The 16923-nt window shown below is 47.7% G+C and carries 13 protein-coding genes and 1 tRNA gene; 12 read left to right on the top strand and 2 right to left on the bottom strand.

Features of this window, described 5'->3' with window-relative positions; all coding sequences use genetic code 11:
- Positions 1–7: 7 nt before the first annotated feature.
- A complete protein-coding gene (gene pdxH / locus RIF36_RS14760) occupies positions 8–649 on the bottom strand; it encodes a pyridoxamine 5'-phosphate oxidase (RefSeq protein WP_350122450.1) in 642 nt (213 codons plus the stop codon).
- A 208-nt stretch (positions 650–857) separates the two neighbouring features.
- Here pdxH and RIF36_RS14755 point away from each other — a divergent pair, with 208 nt between their 5' ends.
- From RIF36_RS14755 to RIF36_RS14710, 10 genes are all read left to right on the top strand, one after another.
- Positions 858–1436 carry a YqgE/AlgH family protein gene (locus tag RIF36_RS14755; RefSeq protein ID WP_350122448.1) on the top strand — a complete coding sequence of 193 codons (579 nt, stop codon included), beginning with the start codon at positions 858–860 and terminating at the stop codon, positions 1434–1436.
- Between the two features lie 183 nt (positions 1437–1619).
- A complete protein-coding gene (locus RIF36_RS14750) occupies positions 1620–3875 on the top strand; it encodes a DUF349 domain-containing protein (protein WP_350122446.1) in 2256 nt (751 codons plus the stop codon).
- Between the two features lie 101 nt (positions 3876–3976).
- Positions 3977–4049: transfer RNA gene (locus RIF36_RS14745), tRNA-Thr, on the top strand.
- A 399-nt stretch (positions 4050–4448) separates the two neighbouring features.
- Complete coding sequence (locus RIF36_RS14740) at positions 4449–4835, top strand: hypothetical protein (RefSeq protein ID WP_350069537.1); 387 nt, start codon at positions 4449–4451, stop codon at positions 4833–4835.
- An 84-nt stretch (positions 4836–4919) separates the two neighbouring features.
- Positions 4920–6104, top strand: coding sequence for a TolC family protein (locus tag RIF36_RS14735; RefSeq protein WP_350069540.1), 1185 nt, complete (start codon positions 4920–4922; stop codon positions 6102–6104).
- Positions 6105–6122: 18 nt separating this feature from the next.
- A complete protein-coding gene (locus RIF36_RS14730) occupies positions 6123–6392 on the top strand; it encodes a hypothetical protein (protein ID WP_151996966.1) in 270 nt (89 codons plus the stop codon).
- A 1-nt stretch (position 6393) separates the two neighbouring features.
- The gene (locus tag RIF36_RS14725) at positions 6394–7911 is read left to right on the top strand and encodes an efflux RND transporter periplasmic adaptor subunit (protein WP_350122444.1); all 1518 of its coding nucleotides are present in this window, start codon (positions 6394–6396) and stop codon (positions 7909–7911) included.
- A 206-nt stretch (positions 7912–8117) separates the two neighbouring features.
- Positions 8118–8840 carry a superoxide dismutase gene (locus RIF36_RS14720; RefSeq protein ID WP_350122443.1) on the top strand — a complete coding sequence of 241 codons (723 nt, stop codon included), beginning with the start codon at positions 8118–8120 and terminating at the stop codon, positions 8838–8840.
- Between the two features lies 1 nt (position 8841).
- On the top strand, positions 8842–11934 hold the full coding sequence (locus RIF36_RS14715) for an efflux RND transporter permease subunit (protein ID WP_350122441.1): 3093 nt from the start codon (positions 8842–8844) through the stop codon (positions 11932–11934).
- An 11-nt stretch (positions 11935–11945) separates the two neighbouring features.
- Positions 11946–12659: a cupin domain-containing protein gene (locus RIF36_RS14710; protein ID WP_350122439.1), complete on the top strand. Its 714-nt coding sequence runs from the start codon at positions 11946–11948 to the stop codon at positions 12657–12659.
- 26 nt (positions 12660–12685) lie between these two features.
- Here RIF36_RS14710 and RIF36_RS14705 read toward each other — a convergent pair whose 3' ends face one another.
- Positions 12686–13687 carry an ImmA/IrrE family metallo-endopeptidase gene (locus RIF36_RS14705; protein ID WP_350122437.1) on the bottom strand — a complete coding sequence of 334 codons (1002 nt, stop codon included), beginning with the start codon at positions 13685–13687 and terminating at the stop codon, positions 12686–12688.
- A 477-nt stretch (positions 13688–14164) separates the two neighbouring features.
- On the opposite strand from RIF36_RS14705, the gene RIF36_RS14700 reads away from it, so the two are divergent.
- Positions 14165–15823 (top strand): glycoside hydrolase family 28 protein, encoded by a 1659-nt coding sequence (locus tag RIF36_RS14700; protein ID WP_350122435.1) that lies wholly within the window; start codon positions 14165–14167, stop codon positions 15821–15823.
- Positions 15824–15892: 69 nt separating this feature from the next.
- Positions 15893–16894 (top strand): LLM class flavin-dependent oxidoreductase, encoded by a 1002-nt coding sequence (locus RIF36_RS14695; RefSeq protein WP_350122433.1) that lies wholly within the window; start codon positions 15893–15895, stop codon positions 16892–16894.
- Positions 16895–16923: the final 29 nt, after the last annotated feature.

Raw genomic sequence — 16923 nt, 5'->3', positions numbered from 1 at the left:
GCCTCCATCAGGGGGAAAGGCGCTCGGTTCCCCAGGAGCCGTCTGTACCTTTTTTGAAGACTATCCTGTCGTGCAGCCTGCTCGGGCGTCCCTGCCAAAATTCAATCAACGCCGGCACCAGTCCATAACCACCCCAGTAGTCGGGTTTTGGTATTTCTGCCAGTCCACTAAATTTCATTTTGAAATCTTCTGTCTTCCTTTCCAAAAATGCCCGGTCGGGTATCGATTCGCTCTGTAAGCTTACCCAGGCGCCTATTTGGCTACCTAAAGGCCTTGAGTGATAATACCTGGACGACACTGCCTCGGTTAGCTTCGTTACCCTACCCTCAATACGCACCTGTCTCTCAAGGTCGGCCCAAAAAAAAGTCAGAGATGCTCGGTTGTTTTGCGTAAGCTCTCTGCCCTTGTGGCTTTCGTAGTTAGTGAAGAATTGAAAAGCGCCATCTTCCAGCCCTTTCAGAAGCACGATTCTCCCATGTGGCTGTCCATCAGCAGAAACTGTGGACAAGGTCATGGCGTTCGGTTCTTTCACTTTTACGTCAAGTGCTTCCTGAAACCACTTGTTGAATTGCAGCAGCGGGTCTTTCTCTACTGCCTCTTCGTTCAAAACTTGCCTGGAATATTCTTCTCTCAAATCTGCGATATTCATTGCTTCAGTATTTTTCAAATCCGACTCAAATTTATAAATAGCCCTTACAATTTGGCTATTATTATGTTATATATGCAATGTGGTCAAGCAGCTAAGTAAGGCAACAACGAGGATTAGTTGTTCTCAATTTGAACAGTTCTTGGGTGTACAGGTGGCACTTGTTGTCTTTTAAACAAAGGAGTAGTCAAAAGGACTTTGAATAAACCGAATGGAACATTTCGACGCATTTAAAAGGGTGAATCCCAATAAAGGAGACTTACTTATCTCAGAGCCCTACCTCTCAGATCCAAATTTTGAGAGATCGGTGATCTTACTTTGTGAGCACGATGTAAGTGGTTCAATTGGTTTCGTTCTTAACAGGCTTTCGGAGCTGTCATTGGCAGAGGTGATTGAGGGTGCGCCTGACGATGAAATTCCGCTGTTTATTGGGGGGCCAGTTCAGCAGGATACGCTTCATTTTGTCCATTGTTCGCCGCATTTGATGGAAGAGGGACGAGAAATCGCCAGAGGAATTTATTGGGGAGGTGATTTTGAGAAGTTGATGGAATTGATGAGTGCGGGGTTGGTTACTGCTGATGAGGCAAGGTTTTTCATTGGCTATTCAGGGTGGGGAGCAGGGCAGCTTTCGGAAGAGTTGGACACCAATAGCTGGATTGTAAATAAGAAGACAGCGCCGCAGTATATTTTTGAGTATTCACACGAAGAACTCTGGAGGCAGGTGCTCAAAGACATGGGTGGAAAATTCAGAGCATTTTCTAATTTTCCTGCGGATCCGAGGCTTAATTAGACCTGCCAGAGGATTGCAATATGAAGAGCCAAAATTGGCCGGAGGAATAAAATCTCGTTTAAACCATATCTACAACGTAGTTTTGTCCAAATCCAATCGTCAATGCAATAAAATCAAATATTAGACACATGAATTAATATTATTAAATTGCAGAGACTATAGAACCTGATCAAGGAGCGCACGATGAACAATGAGAAAGAAGTGTCTGAAGGTGATGAGAAGTTGAGCAACGCTGCTCCAAAGGAAGTGAGTTCCGATGATAGCGTTACCAACAACGACTCTCAACCATCGGTAGATGTCCGTGATGAAGACGGAAAGAAAGAACCAGAAGCTGAAACCCCTGCCGCCGAAGTACCCGCAGTACCTGATGAAGCTGAGCAACCTCCAGCAGAAGTTGTTGTTGAGGCTACACCAGCATCGGTTAGCGCTGATGAAGCTGTGGTACCTGAAGCGGAAGAAAGCCAGTTGAAATCCGAAGTTGCCTCTGTAGAAGAAATGAAGTCGGAGGAAACCTCAAAGGATGTGAAGGAAGCCGAGGGGCCGACAGCAAAGAGGGTAGAAACCCAAGGCAAAGAGGCAGCGCCGGAACCTGAATCAGAAATTGTTTCTGCCGAAGAAGTCGATTCCGTCAAAGAAGAGAAGAAGCCTAAGGAGCTAGCCGAGGCGGCTGATGCCTCGGGCAACGACGAAGCAGAAGAGGAGGAAGACAACGAGGAGCATGAAGAAGCAGAGGATTACAGCCATTATTCGCCCGAGCAGCTTGTAGACAAGTTTACCGAGGTACTTCACTGGGACGACGTGCGCAAGGCAGATCGGATAGTCAGAGAGCTAAAGTCAGTTCACGATGAAATGGTCGCCCATGATAAGGAAGAAGCGCTGAAAAAATACCTGGCAGATGGGGGAGAAGAAGATTCGTTTGAGTTTAGGTTAAATGATTTTGCCTATCGTTTCGAAGAGAATTACAAATTGTTCCGTGAGAAAAAGCACAAGCTTTTTCAGAATCTGGAGCAGCAAAAAGAAGAAAACTACAAGAAAAAGATAGATGTTCTGGAGAAGCTTCGCCATTTAGTTGATGGCGAGGAAAATACGACCTCCATTACAGCACTGAAGAAGATACAGGATGAGTGGAAGGTGATTGGCCAGGTGCCTGGCAAGTACGCAAAAACCCTTTGGGCCAACTACAATGCCCTCATTGATCGCTTCTACGATAACAGAAGCATTTATTTTGAGCTAAAGGAACTCGACAGGAAGAAAAACCTCGAATCAAAACTTGAGCTCTGCGACAAGGCGGAAGCTTTGACCAAAGAAGAGAACATCAAACATGCTGTAAAAGAGTTGAATGTTCTTCACGAAGAGTTCAAACATCTTGGACCGGTACCAAAGGAATCTCAGGAAGAGATTTGGCAACGTTTTAAGGCCGCTTCTGACCTCATCTATTCCAAGCGCCGTGAAATGGTGGATGAACTGAAGGTTGAGCTGAAGGCCAATATGGAGGTCAAGACAAAGCTATGTGAGGAGGCTGAGACGTTTGTAGCTTTCAACTCTGATAAGATCAATGAGTGGAACAAGAAGACGAAGGAGGTGCTGGAGCTTCAAAAGAGATGGGAAGCTGTTGGCGGTGTGCCTAAGGAAAGCGCCAAGAAGATAAATAAGAGATTCTGGGGGGCATTCAAAACTTTCTTTAGCAACAAGAGCGGGTTCTTCAAGACGCTGGAAGGAAAGCGACATGAAAACCTGAAGCTAAAGGAAGAGCTGGTAGCAAAGGCGGACGCACTAAAAGATAGCGAGGAATGGGATTCAGCTGCGAATCAGCTCAAGCAATTGCAGCAGCAGTGGAGAGAGGTGGGCCCGGTGCCTGAAAAAGTGAAAGAGGAGGTTTTTCGTAAGTTCAAGGCTGCCTGTGACCATTTTTTTGAAAGGAAGCGTTCGCAGAGCAAGGGTGCTGAGAAGGAATACTATGACAACCTGAAAAAGAAAGAAGACATTTGCGAGCAGTTGCTGAAACTGGCAGGTGAGAAAAGTCTCGATCTGGATGTTATCAGTGGCTTTCAGGAGAAGTTCAGCCAGATTGGTTTCGTGCCGAGAAATGCGATGAAGACCATCCAGAAAAAATATCAGGAGGCCATCGACGCCCTCAACAAGGCGGCGGAGTCACTGCCCGAGGATGAACAGCGTAAGTTCAAGACAGCCATGCAGGTGGGTAAGATCAAGGGTGAACCACATGGTGAGCGCAAAATCTACCAGAAGGAGGGACAGGTCAGGCGCCAGATTGCGACGCTGGAGAACGACATAGCCGTTTGGAGAAACAACCTGGAATTCCTGGCATCGTCCAGAAAAGCTGATAAGCTGAAGGCCGACTTTGATGAAAAAATCGTTAAAGCAGAAGAGGAATTGGACGGTTTGAAAGAGCAACTCAAGGTGATTCACGAAACCTCTTAAAAAAATCACAATAAGTGTTTGCAATAATTAATCAGCCGATTAGTTTTGCAGTCCCAAACGGAATAACCAGAAGGGAAATCCCAAAATACTAGCAATAGTAGGCCTCCTTAGCTCAGCTGGTAGAGCAACTGACTTGTAATCAGTAGGTCGCTGGTTCGATCCCGGCAGGGGGCTCAAAACCGAAGCAGAAACGCTTCGGTTTTTTTGTTTTGACCACTTGACCAACCGACTTGTAATCAGGAGGTAGCGGTTCGATGCCGGGCGGGCGGGCAGTCCAGGGGACTCAAAACCGAAGCAGAAGCGCTTAGATTTTTGTTTTTTTTGAGGTCGCTGAAGTGCCAAAAAGTCAATTTCCTGTAAAAATTTGATTCCCGGGTTAACAGAACAGCTAACATCGCAAAGCACATGACAAAAGAGAAAGTATACTAAAGGCTGACACAGTTAATGTAATACTACCCCTAAGGGTGTGACAGACTTCGTGATTTTGCTGACTACCAATAATAAACTACATTTGTTTCTATCAAGCGGTCTGTTGCCATATCGTCCCTTCTTCTGTTAGCATCGTTCAGCCTGATGATGCTTCATCAGGTATTGCCGCACCAGCACCTGGAGAAGCATGACACGAGCCATTCTATTAGCCATAGTCACGACTCAGACGAAAACCATCACCACCATCAGTCGAAAGAGTCATCATCCGAAGAGGAAAATAACCCGCTAGACTTCTTTCTAAACCACCATGCTCATTCTTTCCATTGGAAGGAGTCGTTGCCTTTGGTGGTGAAGGCCAAAAACCTTGTTGGCTATGAAAAGATCGATCTGCGGTTTATTGCCATGGAAACTATCCAGTTTTACCTGGCAGATGCGGCACCGCCTGAAAATCGAGGTTCGTTCAAGGAAAAACATTATCAACAGGCATTTCTGACCTCTCAGTGTCTGAGAGGCCCTCCTTCTATTTGCTAATAGTCTCCGCCGGTATCCCGGCCCATCAGGAATAGCGGCTCCAATTTAATGGTGCCTGCTTTATTCAAATCAAATATTATTCACATGTTTAAAAAAATGGTATTCGCCATCGGCGCATGCCTGATTTCCTGTCTGGGAGTAGCTCAGAGCCAGGAAATTTTAGGTGTTCTCGAGCAGGTTGAGCGAAACAATAAGGATTTACAGGCTTTCCGGTCTTTGACTCAAAGTCGTGAGCTGGAACTTAAGTCAGGCAATAACTTACCTGATCCACAGTTCGGAGTCTACTATTTGCCCTGGAGCGATCATTCCGGAGGTGACTACACTGAGTTTCAGCTTACACAGTCCATTGAGTTTCCCACCGTCTATGGGGCGAGATCAAGCGTCAACTCGATCCAGTTGGAGCAACTTAAGCTTGATTACACGTCCAGAAGAAATGAGATTCTTTTGAAAGCACTCAGTGGCTGCTACGAGCTATTGTTTCTGAACCAGACGATAGATGTGGAAGAGAAAAGACTTGAGCAATCTGAAGAAGTCTATCGTCACACACAGCTATTGTATGACAAACAACAGGTAGGCCGTCTGGACCTCAACAAAGCAAAGGTTTTCAGGGCACAGCAGCTTTTCAGGATAGACCAGCTGCAAAACAAGAAGAAAAACCAGCTGCTTGAGTTGCGAAACCTGAACGGAGGCGAAGAGCTTACGCTGAACCTCGACTCATGGAACCAACACTTGGACGTGCCGTCGCAGGAAACACTATGGCAGGAAAAACTATTGCTTGACCCTGAGTTGCTCGGGCTCAGCAAGCAGGAAGAAGTCGCAGCCGGCCTGGTTCGGTTGGCGCAAAATAAGGGCCTTCCTCACCTCACGGCTGGGTTCAATCGTCAGGGTGTTTCTGGTTCCTACTATTCGGGAATTTATGGCGGCTTATCTATACCACTTTGGAGTAATCGGAACAAAGTCAGGGCTGCCAGGGCGTCGCTCGACTATCATGAGCTTCACTCAGGCGTAAGGTCACTGATGCTGGCTACAGACTTTGGTAAACAATACAATGACTATCAGCTAAAGCTCAGCCAATATCAGGACTATAAAGCTGCACTGGGGGACGTACAAAGCGACACGCTTCTCTTAAAGGCTTATACGCTCGGTGAGCTGTCATTCATAGAATACTATATGGAACTTCAGTTCTTCAGGGAGGCGGAGGATTACCTCCTTGAAATGGAAAAACAGGTGCACATGTTACGTGCACAACTATTGAAGCATCAATTGTAAACACTAAACAAATAAGTCATGAAAATTTCACACATCATTATTGCATCATTCCTTACCTTCTCTGTTTCAGCTTGTTCGTCTGGAAGTTCTTCCGATCACGGGCATGAGCATGCCGAGGGGGAAGAGCATTCACACGCAGAAGGCGAAGATCACGAACACCCACATGCGGAAGGAGAAGAGCATGAGCACACCGATCAGGAAGAATTCACAGTTAAGGGTGATACGCTCAAAACTAAAGCTGATTCTACCCATACACATGATGATGGGACTTCACACCAGAACCATTGATATGATACGAGCAAGTTATTTGATTTTAGCTTTGGGACTAGTGGTCTTCGCCTGCACACCTGCGGCGGAAGACCATGGTCATTCCCATGATGAAGAAGGCGGGCACAGTCATGAGGCCGGAGCATCAATGGATCTGACGCTATGGACTGATAAAACAGAACTGTTTGTGGAGTTTCCTGCTCTCAGCGTTGGCCATACCAGCAGGTTTGCAGCCCATTTTACCGTTTTGAAGCACCATCAGCCAGTAAGAGAAGGCTCTGTTACGGTGAGTCTTGTCAAAGGAGATAAAGGGATCAGGCATACGGTAGATGCTCCATCTTCACCCGGAATTTTTGGTCCGTCACTACAGCCAAAAGAGGCAGGCGTTTACCAGCTGATTTTCGATTTAACCACACCAGCCTACACCGACCGGATTGTGGTTGATAGTGTGACTGTATACGCTTCGGAGCAGGCGGCTACAGAAGCATTAGCTGGTGAAGCCGAGCCTGGTGGGTTAATCAGCTTTCTGAAGGAGCAGGCCTGGAAGATGGAATTCCAAACAGCCCCCGTCTTGAAAAAAGAGATATTTGAAGCGATTCCGACTTCCGGCGTTTGGAAAGTAGCCCCAGCCGACTACAAAACCCTGGTTGCCACCACAGGTGGTATGGTAAGCTTTGCCGTCAACAACTTGACGGAAGGAAGCGCTGTCAAAAAGGGGCAGGCGCTGATGAGTGTCAGTAGTGCCGGGCTTACTTCAGGCAACCTGGCCACGGAGATTCGAAAGGCAAAAGCGGCCCTGGAGCAGTCGCAATCTGAATTTCAACGAAAGAAGGAGCTTTTCGAAGCCGATGTGGTGGCAAAGGCTGATCTGGAAGTGGCGCAGGAAAAATACGAGGTAGCCAAAGCAACTTATGATGGACTGGTTTCGGGCTATGGATCGGCTGGCAAAACGATAGCCTCGCCAATCAACGGCTTTGTTAAATCAATAGCTGTTCAAAATGGTGAGTTTGTCGAGCAGGGAGCATCTGTTTTGACAGTAACAAGTCATCAGTCGAGCTTGCTGCAGGTGTCTGTGGGAGCTGGCTTTGCCGGAAAGCTTCAAAGCATTGAGGATATACGCTATCAGACAGCACCTGGAGTTTGGTCAAGCCTGGCGAATACAGGAGGTCGGGTCGTTTCGGTAGGCAGAGAAGTTGAAGCAGATCAGCCACTACTGTCGGTATTTGCTGAGGTCAATGATCTGGTCGAAATGCCTGAGGGTAGTTTTACCGAAGCCAGCCTGCTGGTAGGCGAAGGCCATACAGCCACCGTGATTCCGGTAGCAGCCCTGCTCGAAGACTACGGTGCCTATACTGTAATTGTGCAGGTTTCGGGTGAAAGCTTTGAACGGAGGTCGGTAGTGACTGGCAGCAGGAATGGCCACGAAGTGGAGATATTGAGCGGATTGATTCCGGGAGAAGTGATTGTCACCAAAGGAGCTTATCATGTTAAGATGGCTTCTATTTCAGGCCAGGCGCCGGCTCATGGGCATGCGCATTAACCATTGGGTTGTTCATTGTATGCAAAACTTATTGACTTATTCTGTACTCCCAGGTTCTGCCTAATTCTCGCTTGCTGGGGGGGAGAGGGTTTTGCCGTAGTATTAACTTGACTGTAACTTACTGTAGGTTTGGCCATTACAATTAAAATCATTGCCCTTGGGCTGACGGTCAAATTTCTGCTTGTATAACTCTAACTACCAAAAAAATGGAAAGAAGAAAATTCATTCAAAACTCAATGATTATTGGCGGTGCATCTGTTATGCCAGCGTCCAGCGTGCTGGCTCAAAGCGTAGAGCAGGGTGGAATCGATAAACTAATGGATGAGGATGGAAATTTTGTCCAGGCACCACTGCCTTACGCTAACAATTTTCTTGAACCGTGCATGGACGAGGAAACCCTCTATCTGCATCATAAATTTCATCACGGAGGGGCTGTCAACGGAGCCAATAAGGATTTGGAAATGATCAATAAGGCCGTCGAGGCAGGAAATTATGACCTGGCGGAACACTGGACGGCCAAGCTCTCTTACCATTTCTCCAGCCACATCCTTCACTCCATTTTCTGGACCAACCTCACCAACAAAAAGAATGACCCAAAAGGGACTTTGCTGAAGTATATCGAGAAGAGCTTTGGCTCGCTCGATAAGCTTAAAGGCCTGCTTGGCAAAGTGTCCAAGTCGGTGGAGTCCAGCGGTTGGGGCATCCTTGCCTACCAGCCATTTACAGATCGCCTAACTGTTTTAGGATGCGCAGACCATCAGAAGCTGACCCAATGGGGTTGTATTCCTCTGCTGGTCATCGACGTTTGGGAGCATGCCTACTACCTTACTTACCGCAACAGGAGAGGCGAATTTGTGGACTGTGTGATGGACATCATCAATTGGGATAATGTCGCTCAGCGTTTGGATATAGCGCTTAAAATCAAATAGGATGCTGGATAAAATATTATCAATTTCGTTACAAAACCGCCTGCTCGTCCTCCTTGCTGCTGCGGCTCTCAGTGTTGCCGGGCTGTACATTGCCAGGAACATGAATGTGGACGTATTTCCCGACCTTACCGCCCCCACTGTAACGGTGCTGACCGAAGCTCATGGCATGGAATCGGAAGAGGTAGAAAAGTTGGTGACCTACCAGCTCGAAACTGCTCTGAATGGTTCGCCCAATGTAAGGAGGATCAGGTCTTCTTCTTCAGCAGGTATTTCCATTGTTTGGGTCGAATTCGAATGGGGCACCGATATCTACAGGGCCCGCCAGATTGTGAGCGAGCGGATACCCATGGTGCAGGAAAACCTGCCCACCGGCGTGGGTACCCCTACCATGGCGCCTATCTCATCCATCATGGGTGAAATCATGCTCCTGGGCGTTACTTCCGACAGCCTTTCACCCATGGAGCTTCGCACCCTCGCCGATTGGACCATCAGACCAAGGATCAAATCTATTGGGGGGATAGCCAATGTGATTGTGATCGGTGGCGACTTCAAACAATACCAGGTGCTGGTCAACCCCGAAAAGTTGAAGTACTATCAGCTCAGCCTGGGCGAGGTGCTCGAAAAAGTAAGGGAGTCGAACCTTAATGTTCCAGGGGGAGTAATAAACGAGTACGGCAACCAGTACCTGGTAAAGGGGAGCGGCAGGGCTTATGCTGTCGAACACCTGGAGGAAGCTGTTGTCAAATATGTAAACGGGCAGTCGGTGAAGCTGAAAGAGGTGGCTACGGTGCAGATTGGTGCTGCTGATAAAATTGGCGACGGCTCCCTTAACGCCTCCCCGGCAGTGATCCTCACCGTTTCTAAGCAGCCTGAAGTAAATACACTGGAGCTCACCCAGCGGCTCGACTCAGCCATCACCGACCTGAGCCAGACCTTGCCAAAAGGGGTCAATATCCAAAGCCACATCTTCCGGCAGTCCGATTTCATCGAAGCCTCAATTTCCAACCTCAATCAGACTTTGCTGGAAGGAGCATTCTTTGTCGTCATTGTTCTGTTCATCTTCCTCATGAACTGGAGAACCACAATCATTTCCCTGCTGGCCATCCCTATCTCCCTACTGGTGTCGATCATCGTACTGAAGCTCCTGGGTTACACTATCAACACGATGAGCCTTGGTGGTATGGCGATTGCCATCGGAGCACTGGTTGACGATGCCATTATCGATGTGGAAAATGTTTTCAAAAGGCTTCGTGAAAATATCAAAAAGTCCCAGACCGAACGGTCGCCTGTCCTGACAGTCATCAGAGATGCCTCCCTGGAGATCAGAAGCTCCATTATCATTGCTACGCTGATCATCATTGTAGCTTTCGTTCCCTTATTCTTCCTTGGTGGCATGGAGGGCAAACTACTGCAGCCTCTTGGTATTGCGTTTATTACTTCCGTCCTCACTTCCCTGGTGGTGGCTATCACCATCACGCCAGTGTTATGTTCTTACTTGTTAAAAAGTGAAAAAGTGCTGACGGCCCAGGCCGAAGGAACCAGGGTCGAAAAATGGCTTCAACGTTATTATGGAGGTCTGCTGAAAGGAGCCCTCGCTTTTCCCCGAACCATCGTAGCCATTGTGACGGTGGCATTTGTTATCACATTGGGCCTTTTTTCTCAGCTGGGAAGAAGCTTTCTTCCTGAGTTCAATGAAGGCTCGCTGGTGATTAGCGCAGTTGGAGTACCTGGGATGTCGCTGGAAGAAAGTAATAAGAATGGTGTGCTCATTGAAAAGTTGCTTCTCGAAATGCCCGAAGTGCAGGTGGTAACCAGAAGAACCGGTCGGGCAGAACTGGACGAGCATGCCCAGGGTGTAAATGCTGCGGAAATAGACGTACCCTTTGTCCTTGATGGTAAGACCAAGGAGCAGTTTTTTGAGGGAGTGCGTACCAAGCTAAGCGTGGTACCTGGTGTCAATATTACACTTGGCCAACCCATCGCACACAGGATCGATCACATGCTTTCCGGTACTAGGGCGAATATCGCTATCAAAGTTTTTGGATCCGATTTGCAGCGCCTGTTTGAGATAGGCAAAAGCATCGAAACAGGTATCAAGGACATTCCCGGGCTGGCCGACGTTGCTGTCGACCAGCAAATTGAAGTGCCTCAGCTAAGGATCACCCCCAAACGACAAATACTGGCTGCTTATGGGATGACTACTGAAGACTTAATGGAACAGGTGGATATCGCCTTCGCTGGAGAGACTGCAGGCGAGATTTACGAGGGGCAAAAGTATTTTGACCTGGTAGTACGATTCCGCCCCGAATCACGGAGTTCCATGAGTGTCCTCAATGCGTCTCTGATCAGCCTGCCTTCAGGTGCTTTCACCACGCTGAATCAGCTGGCCGATGTAGCATCTGTCAGTAGCCCAAACACCATTGCCCGGGAAGAAGTGCAGCGTAAGATTGTAATAGCAGCCAATGTACAGGGTCGGGACTTGCTTGGAGCAGTCAACGAAATTAAAGCGTTTGTGGGTGCTAACGTACCGATGCCACAAGGTTACCGGATAGAATATGGCGGGCAGTTTGAAAGTGAACAAAAGGCCTCGCAGCTGCTTTTAGCCACAGCAATTTTGGCTGTGCTGGTGATCCTTTTGCTGCTCTATTTCGAGTTCCAAAATGTCAGGCTGGCGCTGATTGTTTTGATCAATCTGCCGCTGGCGCTTATTGGAGGGGTGATGATCATTTATTTTACCTCCGGAATTGTCAGCATTGCTGCTACCATTGGCTTGATCAGCTTGTTTGGCATAGCTACCCGAAATGGCATTTTGCTGGTGTCGAGGTACGAAGACCTTCGAAGGGAGGGAGTAGCTGGCCGTGAGTTAATTATTTCTGGTGCTACCGACCGACTTAACCCGATTCTGATGACGGCGCTAACGACCGGTCTGGCGTTGATTCCTTTAGTGCTGAAAGGAGGGGAGCCAGGCAATGAAATACAAAGCCCTATGGCTGTCGTAATTCTCGGTGGATTGCTGTCGGCCACTATTCTTAATCTTATTGTGATACCTTGTGTATATGCGCTTGTAAGTACCAAAACTGAAAACCAAACCTAAACTGTAAACCTATGAGACAATCTTTTTTTATTATTTTGTTGATCGGATTTGCCGTGTGGTCGTGTACCTCACCTACTGAAAAGAAGGAAGAACATGAACATGAGCACGAACATCCGCATCCGCACCCGGCAGAGGGCCCTGCTGTAGTACAGGATACGTTGCCCAAATTGACTGTCAAAGCAACCGAGTTTTCCCCAGAGTTTGTGCAGCTGGCTACCAATGTCGAGGTGATTCCCAATATTGCTGAAGCTGTCAAATCTGTGGGAGTGCTTACCAATGAAGGCGTATTTGGTCCACTGCTTTTTGCTGAGCAAACAAGAGCTTTCTTTATCGAACTAAAGCCGGGAATGTTTTTGGCAGAACATCCTCACCCGACCGAAAGCATCGTTTACACAGTGGGAGGCCGCTGGGTACTTTGCAGCGAAGGGAAGAGACAGGTAATGGAAGCTGGTTCACTCTTCCACTTTGGTTCCAATATGCCAACCGGGTGGGAGGCTCCGTTTGCCGAAGGTGCCTTTTTGCTTGTGGTCAAAACAAAGGAGGAGGGTGAAACCTACGAGCCTTATGTGAAAGGGCTGAGAGAAATGAAAGGGCTGTTGGAAAAAGAACGTACCGACGGCACCGAGTTTTACTTCAATGAGCTGCCTTCGGATCACCCTGCCATTCAATTTGCTAGAAGTGTCAACCCCGACTTTGACCAGGTGTTAAATAATATTCCTTATTAATCATTGGAAACTGGTGAGGGAGAACCTCACCAGTTTCCATCAATGGGCGCAGCCCCGTCAAACCTCACGACATAGTCGCCATACAACGGATCGTAGTAGTGGCCACCTTCTTTATAGTCTGGGTTCCAGGTTTTGTTTCCGTTTTCGTCTGCTTTGTACAAGTACGGTGAAAGTAACAGTCGCTCCAGATGCCAGCGTCCTGCCTCTCCGGAAGGGATATCTTCTCCGTCGCCATAAAGCATCAACCCACCATCGGCATACACTTCATGACCAGGGTGGGTGCTTTTGTATTCATGACTCACATTCATCACCTTATGTCCCAGCTCGTGTGCCACAGTTCTGCGCAGGCGTTCGGGAGTGGAGAGGTTGGTAATAGTGATGACACCTCGCATGTTTGACGGAAGTGTGTTACAATAGGAGTAACCAGGAAAAGATAATCCACCCGTCCTGACGGATTTCATCGTCCAGTTACGGCCTTCGGATACTTCGAGGAAAGGGAAGAAGACGTCCTGTAGCACAACCAAATAAACCGTCCGCTTATTGTCAGGAGCATCCTCGATAATGCTATTAAAAGCATCGAGCGAATGTTGCGTCAGCTCGGCGGGATGCCTGCGGGAATGGACGTACATATTCACATACTCTGTTTCCGGAATGCCCGGCACCTCGTTGGCCTGTATTGAGAAGTGCTTTGGGTCTACCTCGCCGGTTTTTACCCACAGTAAATTGATTTGCACTCCCGTTGGTTGGTAGATTTCTTTGGCAGCCCTCAGGCTTTCCATCAGCCAGGGTAGGGTCACCTTTTTAAAACGGGAGTCGAAATTGGAGGGGAAATATACGCCTACATCAACAGTTGGTTTACCAGGAATCAGATCAGCGTTGAAGCCGGCGACGTCCAGGGTATCCAGAGAGCGCCATTTAACCTTTGTTATGGATGGACTTATGGCGCCAGGATTTTCTGTAGTGTTGGTAGTCGGGGTTGTATTACATGCGCTTAGCCCAAATAGTAATAAAGCTAGAAAGTGTTTCATACTTCCAAAAATAGTGACTCTCACCATTTAGTTGTAAATATCTCCCCTCACATCCAGGCTTTTCGGACAGATACCGTTCGTATTCCCCAAAATCTTACGTGTTATCAATGAACTTAGGCTAGTTTTTTGTCGCCAAGTCCTCAACATGATCGATAAATATGTACTTCATACATCGACCCTTTTCCTACTATATGATCAATCAGCAAATTGCGTCGCTGAAAAAGCGTATGCAATCGTGCCGTGCTAGCTAGCAGAAAGGGTTATCTTTATTGCTTTCATTGATGTTTTTCCCACCACCGATGTTATCTTCTGTAGGTGGGCGCTCCGTCATATTCGTCTCTATCTTGATGCCTGCTGGTTAGCTGACATCTCGTTTGCGTTGGTTTAACGCATTTAAATCATTGTTTGTTAATTAACGCAGGGTGGTATTGATTTGCCGCCAGTCGTGTTTTCAGACATCTTTACTCAGATATCTCTATGAAAGTCAAACTACTTATACTATGCCTCCTTGTTTCGCAGCTTTCATTTGGCCAGGCAGACGTTTCATTTCCCCAGGTCGAATTCGACATGCCCAAAATGACGGAGCCTGTTATTCCGAACTATCGGGTGAGTCTGATGGATTTTGGTGGTGTGCCTGATGGAGCTACACTCAATACCGACGCCTTTGCAAAAGCAATTGAGGCTATTGTGAGCAAGGGAGGGGGACACCTGGTGGTTCCGAGAGGTATTTGGCTGACAGGGCCGATCACGCTTAAAAGCAACCTCAATTTACACGTGGAGGAAGGAGCCCTTATTCTTTTTTCGGACGACAAAACGCTGTACCCCATAGTGGCCACGAGCTTTGAAGGACTTGATACCTACAGATGCATATCGCCGATCAATGCTCTTGAGGTGGAAAACATCTCTATCACTGGAAAAGGTGTTATCGATGGCAACGGGGATGCCTGGCGGCTAGTGAAAAGAAGCAAAGTCTCGAGCCAGCAGTGGAAGGAGATCGTGACCGGCGATGGACTGGTAAGCGACGACGGGAATACCTGGTATCCGTCAGAAAGCTTTAAGAAAGGGGTGGAGGCGACCAGTAATTTCAATGTCCCTGACAACGCATCAATGGATGAACTGAAGGAGTACAAAGACTTTTTGAGACCGGTGATGATCAGCATTCGGAACTCCAGGAATGTAATGCTCGATGGGCCGACTTTTCAAAATTCACCCGCATGGAACATACATCCGCTCATGTGCGAGAACCTGATCGTAAGAAACCTGACTGTGCGTAACCCGTGGTATTCGCAAAACGGAGATGGTATTGACATCGAATCGTGTAAAAACACCTGGGTGTACAACAATTCGTTTGATGTGGGCGATGACGCCATTTGCATCAAATCAGGAAAAGATGTTGATGGCAGAAAGCGGGGAATCCCTACCGAAAACCTGGTGGTGTTCAATAACATCGTTTATCATGGTCATGGTGGGTTTACCGTTGGTAGTGAAATGTCGGGTGGGGTAAAGAATGTACATGTGTCAAAATGCACTTTCATTGGTACTGACTGTGGCTTACGATTCAAAAGCACCAGGGGACGTGGTGGCGTGGTGGAGAACGTCTACATCTCCGACATTGATATGTACGATATTGCCGCCGAGCCTATTCGCTTCAATCTTTTTTATGGTGGGCAGTCACCCATTTTGGAGGACGATCAGGAGGCGCCAGAGATCGACGACACGCCCGTGCCGGTAACAGAGGAAACTCCTTCGTTCAAAGGCATTTATATGAAGAATATCCGATCGGTCAATTCTGGTGTGGCGGGTTTTTTCCAGGGACTGCCTGAAATGAATCTTAAAAATGTGAACCTCGACAATGTTTATCTATCTGGCAAGAAGGGTGTTTCTATCATTGATGCGGATGGGATGAGTTTCAAGGATGTCACAGTGGTGGTAGCAGAAGGAAACCCTTTCACCATCTACAATTCACATAACCTTACCTTCTCGGGATTCAAAGTGGTGTCTGGCGAGGGAAAGCCAGTTTCCATTCAGGGTGCCAAAACTAATAACCTGACTTTTTTAAAAGCAGACTTTTCCAGCCCGACTAAACAAATGCTGATCGGAGAGGGTGTTGATTCGAAAGCCGTTAAAATGAAATAGTAGCTCGTCATGTGAACCATCCCAACCCTTTTTTCATTTGCCTATTGATACAATTGGTCTGGTGTGAATATGAAGAAAGGAAAAGTGCCTTACTCCATCCTGGAGTTAGCGTCGGTGCCTGAAGGATCATCTACAGGCGAGGTTTTTAAAAACAGTTTGTTGTTGGCACAACATGCTGAAAAGTGGGGATACACCCGCTTTTGGATGGCTGAGCACCACAACATGGTCAGTATAGCCAGTTCAGCAACACCAGTGCTTATAGGTCATATTGCTGGTGGAACAAAAAGTATCAGGGTTGGCTCAGGGGGCATCATGCTGCCAAACCATGCGCCGCTTATCGTGGCGGAACAGTTTGGTACGCTGGGGTCATTGTTTCCTCATAGAATTGACCTTGGTCTCGGCCGAGCGCCTGGTACCGATCAGGAAACAGCATACGCCATTCGCAGGGAGCGAATGCACGCTGCTTACCGGTTTCCTGAGGAAGTTGGAGAGATTCAGCAATATTTTACCGACGACAATGCCGACGAAAAGGTGAGGGCCTACGTAGCTGAAGGGGTGGATGTGCCTTTGTACATTCTTGGTTCCAGCACTGATAGTGCCCACCTTGCGGCCAGAAAAGGGCTTCCTTATGCCTTTGCCAGCCATTTTGCACCTACACACCTTTTTGAGGCACTCAATGTCTACTACAACGAATTTCAGCCCTCGGAAGCGCTTCAGGAGCCCTATACAATTGCCTGCGTCAATGTGATTGCCGCCGACACCGATCAGCAAGCAGAGCTGCTGGCGTCATCGCTGGTGAGGATGGTGTTAGGCATACTCACAAACAAACGTGATCAGTTGAGACCACCTGCGCCATTGGAACCCCAAATGAAAGCATTTATGAGCGAGCCTGCTTTCCAGCGGTTTCTACAGTATGCCTTTGTGGGCAGCAAAGAGACGGTGAAAGAAAAGACCATCGATTTTCTGCAAAAGACTGGAGTAAACGAAATTATGGTTGCCAGCCATATGTACAGCCCTCAAGATCGGCTAAGGTCGTATGAGCTTTTTGCAGAATTGATGAGGGAGATGTAGCAAATGGTAATAGACAACATAGTTCCCAT

Origin of the sequence: Imperialibacter sp., from assembly GCF_040222815.1 — a bacterium.
In the GTDB taxonomy this organism is placed as follows: domain Bacteria; phylum Bacteroidota; class Bacteroidia; order Cytophagales; family Cyclobacteriaceae; genus Imperialibacter.
The sequence above is the reverse complement of the archived record's forward strand: the minus strand, read 5'-3'. Positions and strand labels throughout refer to the sequence as shown.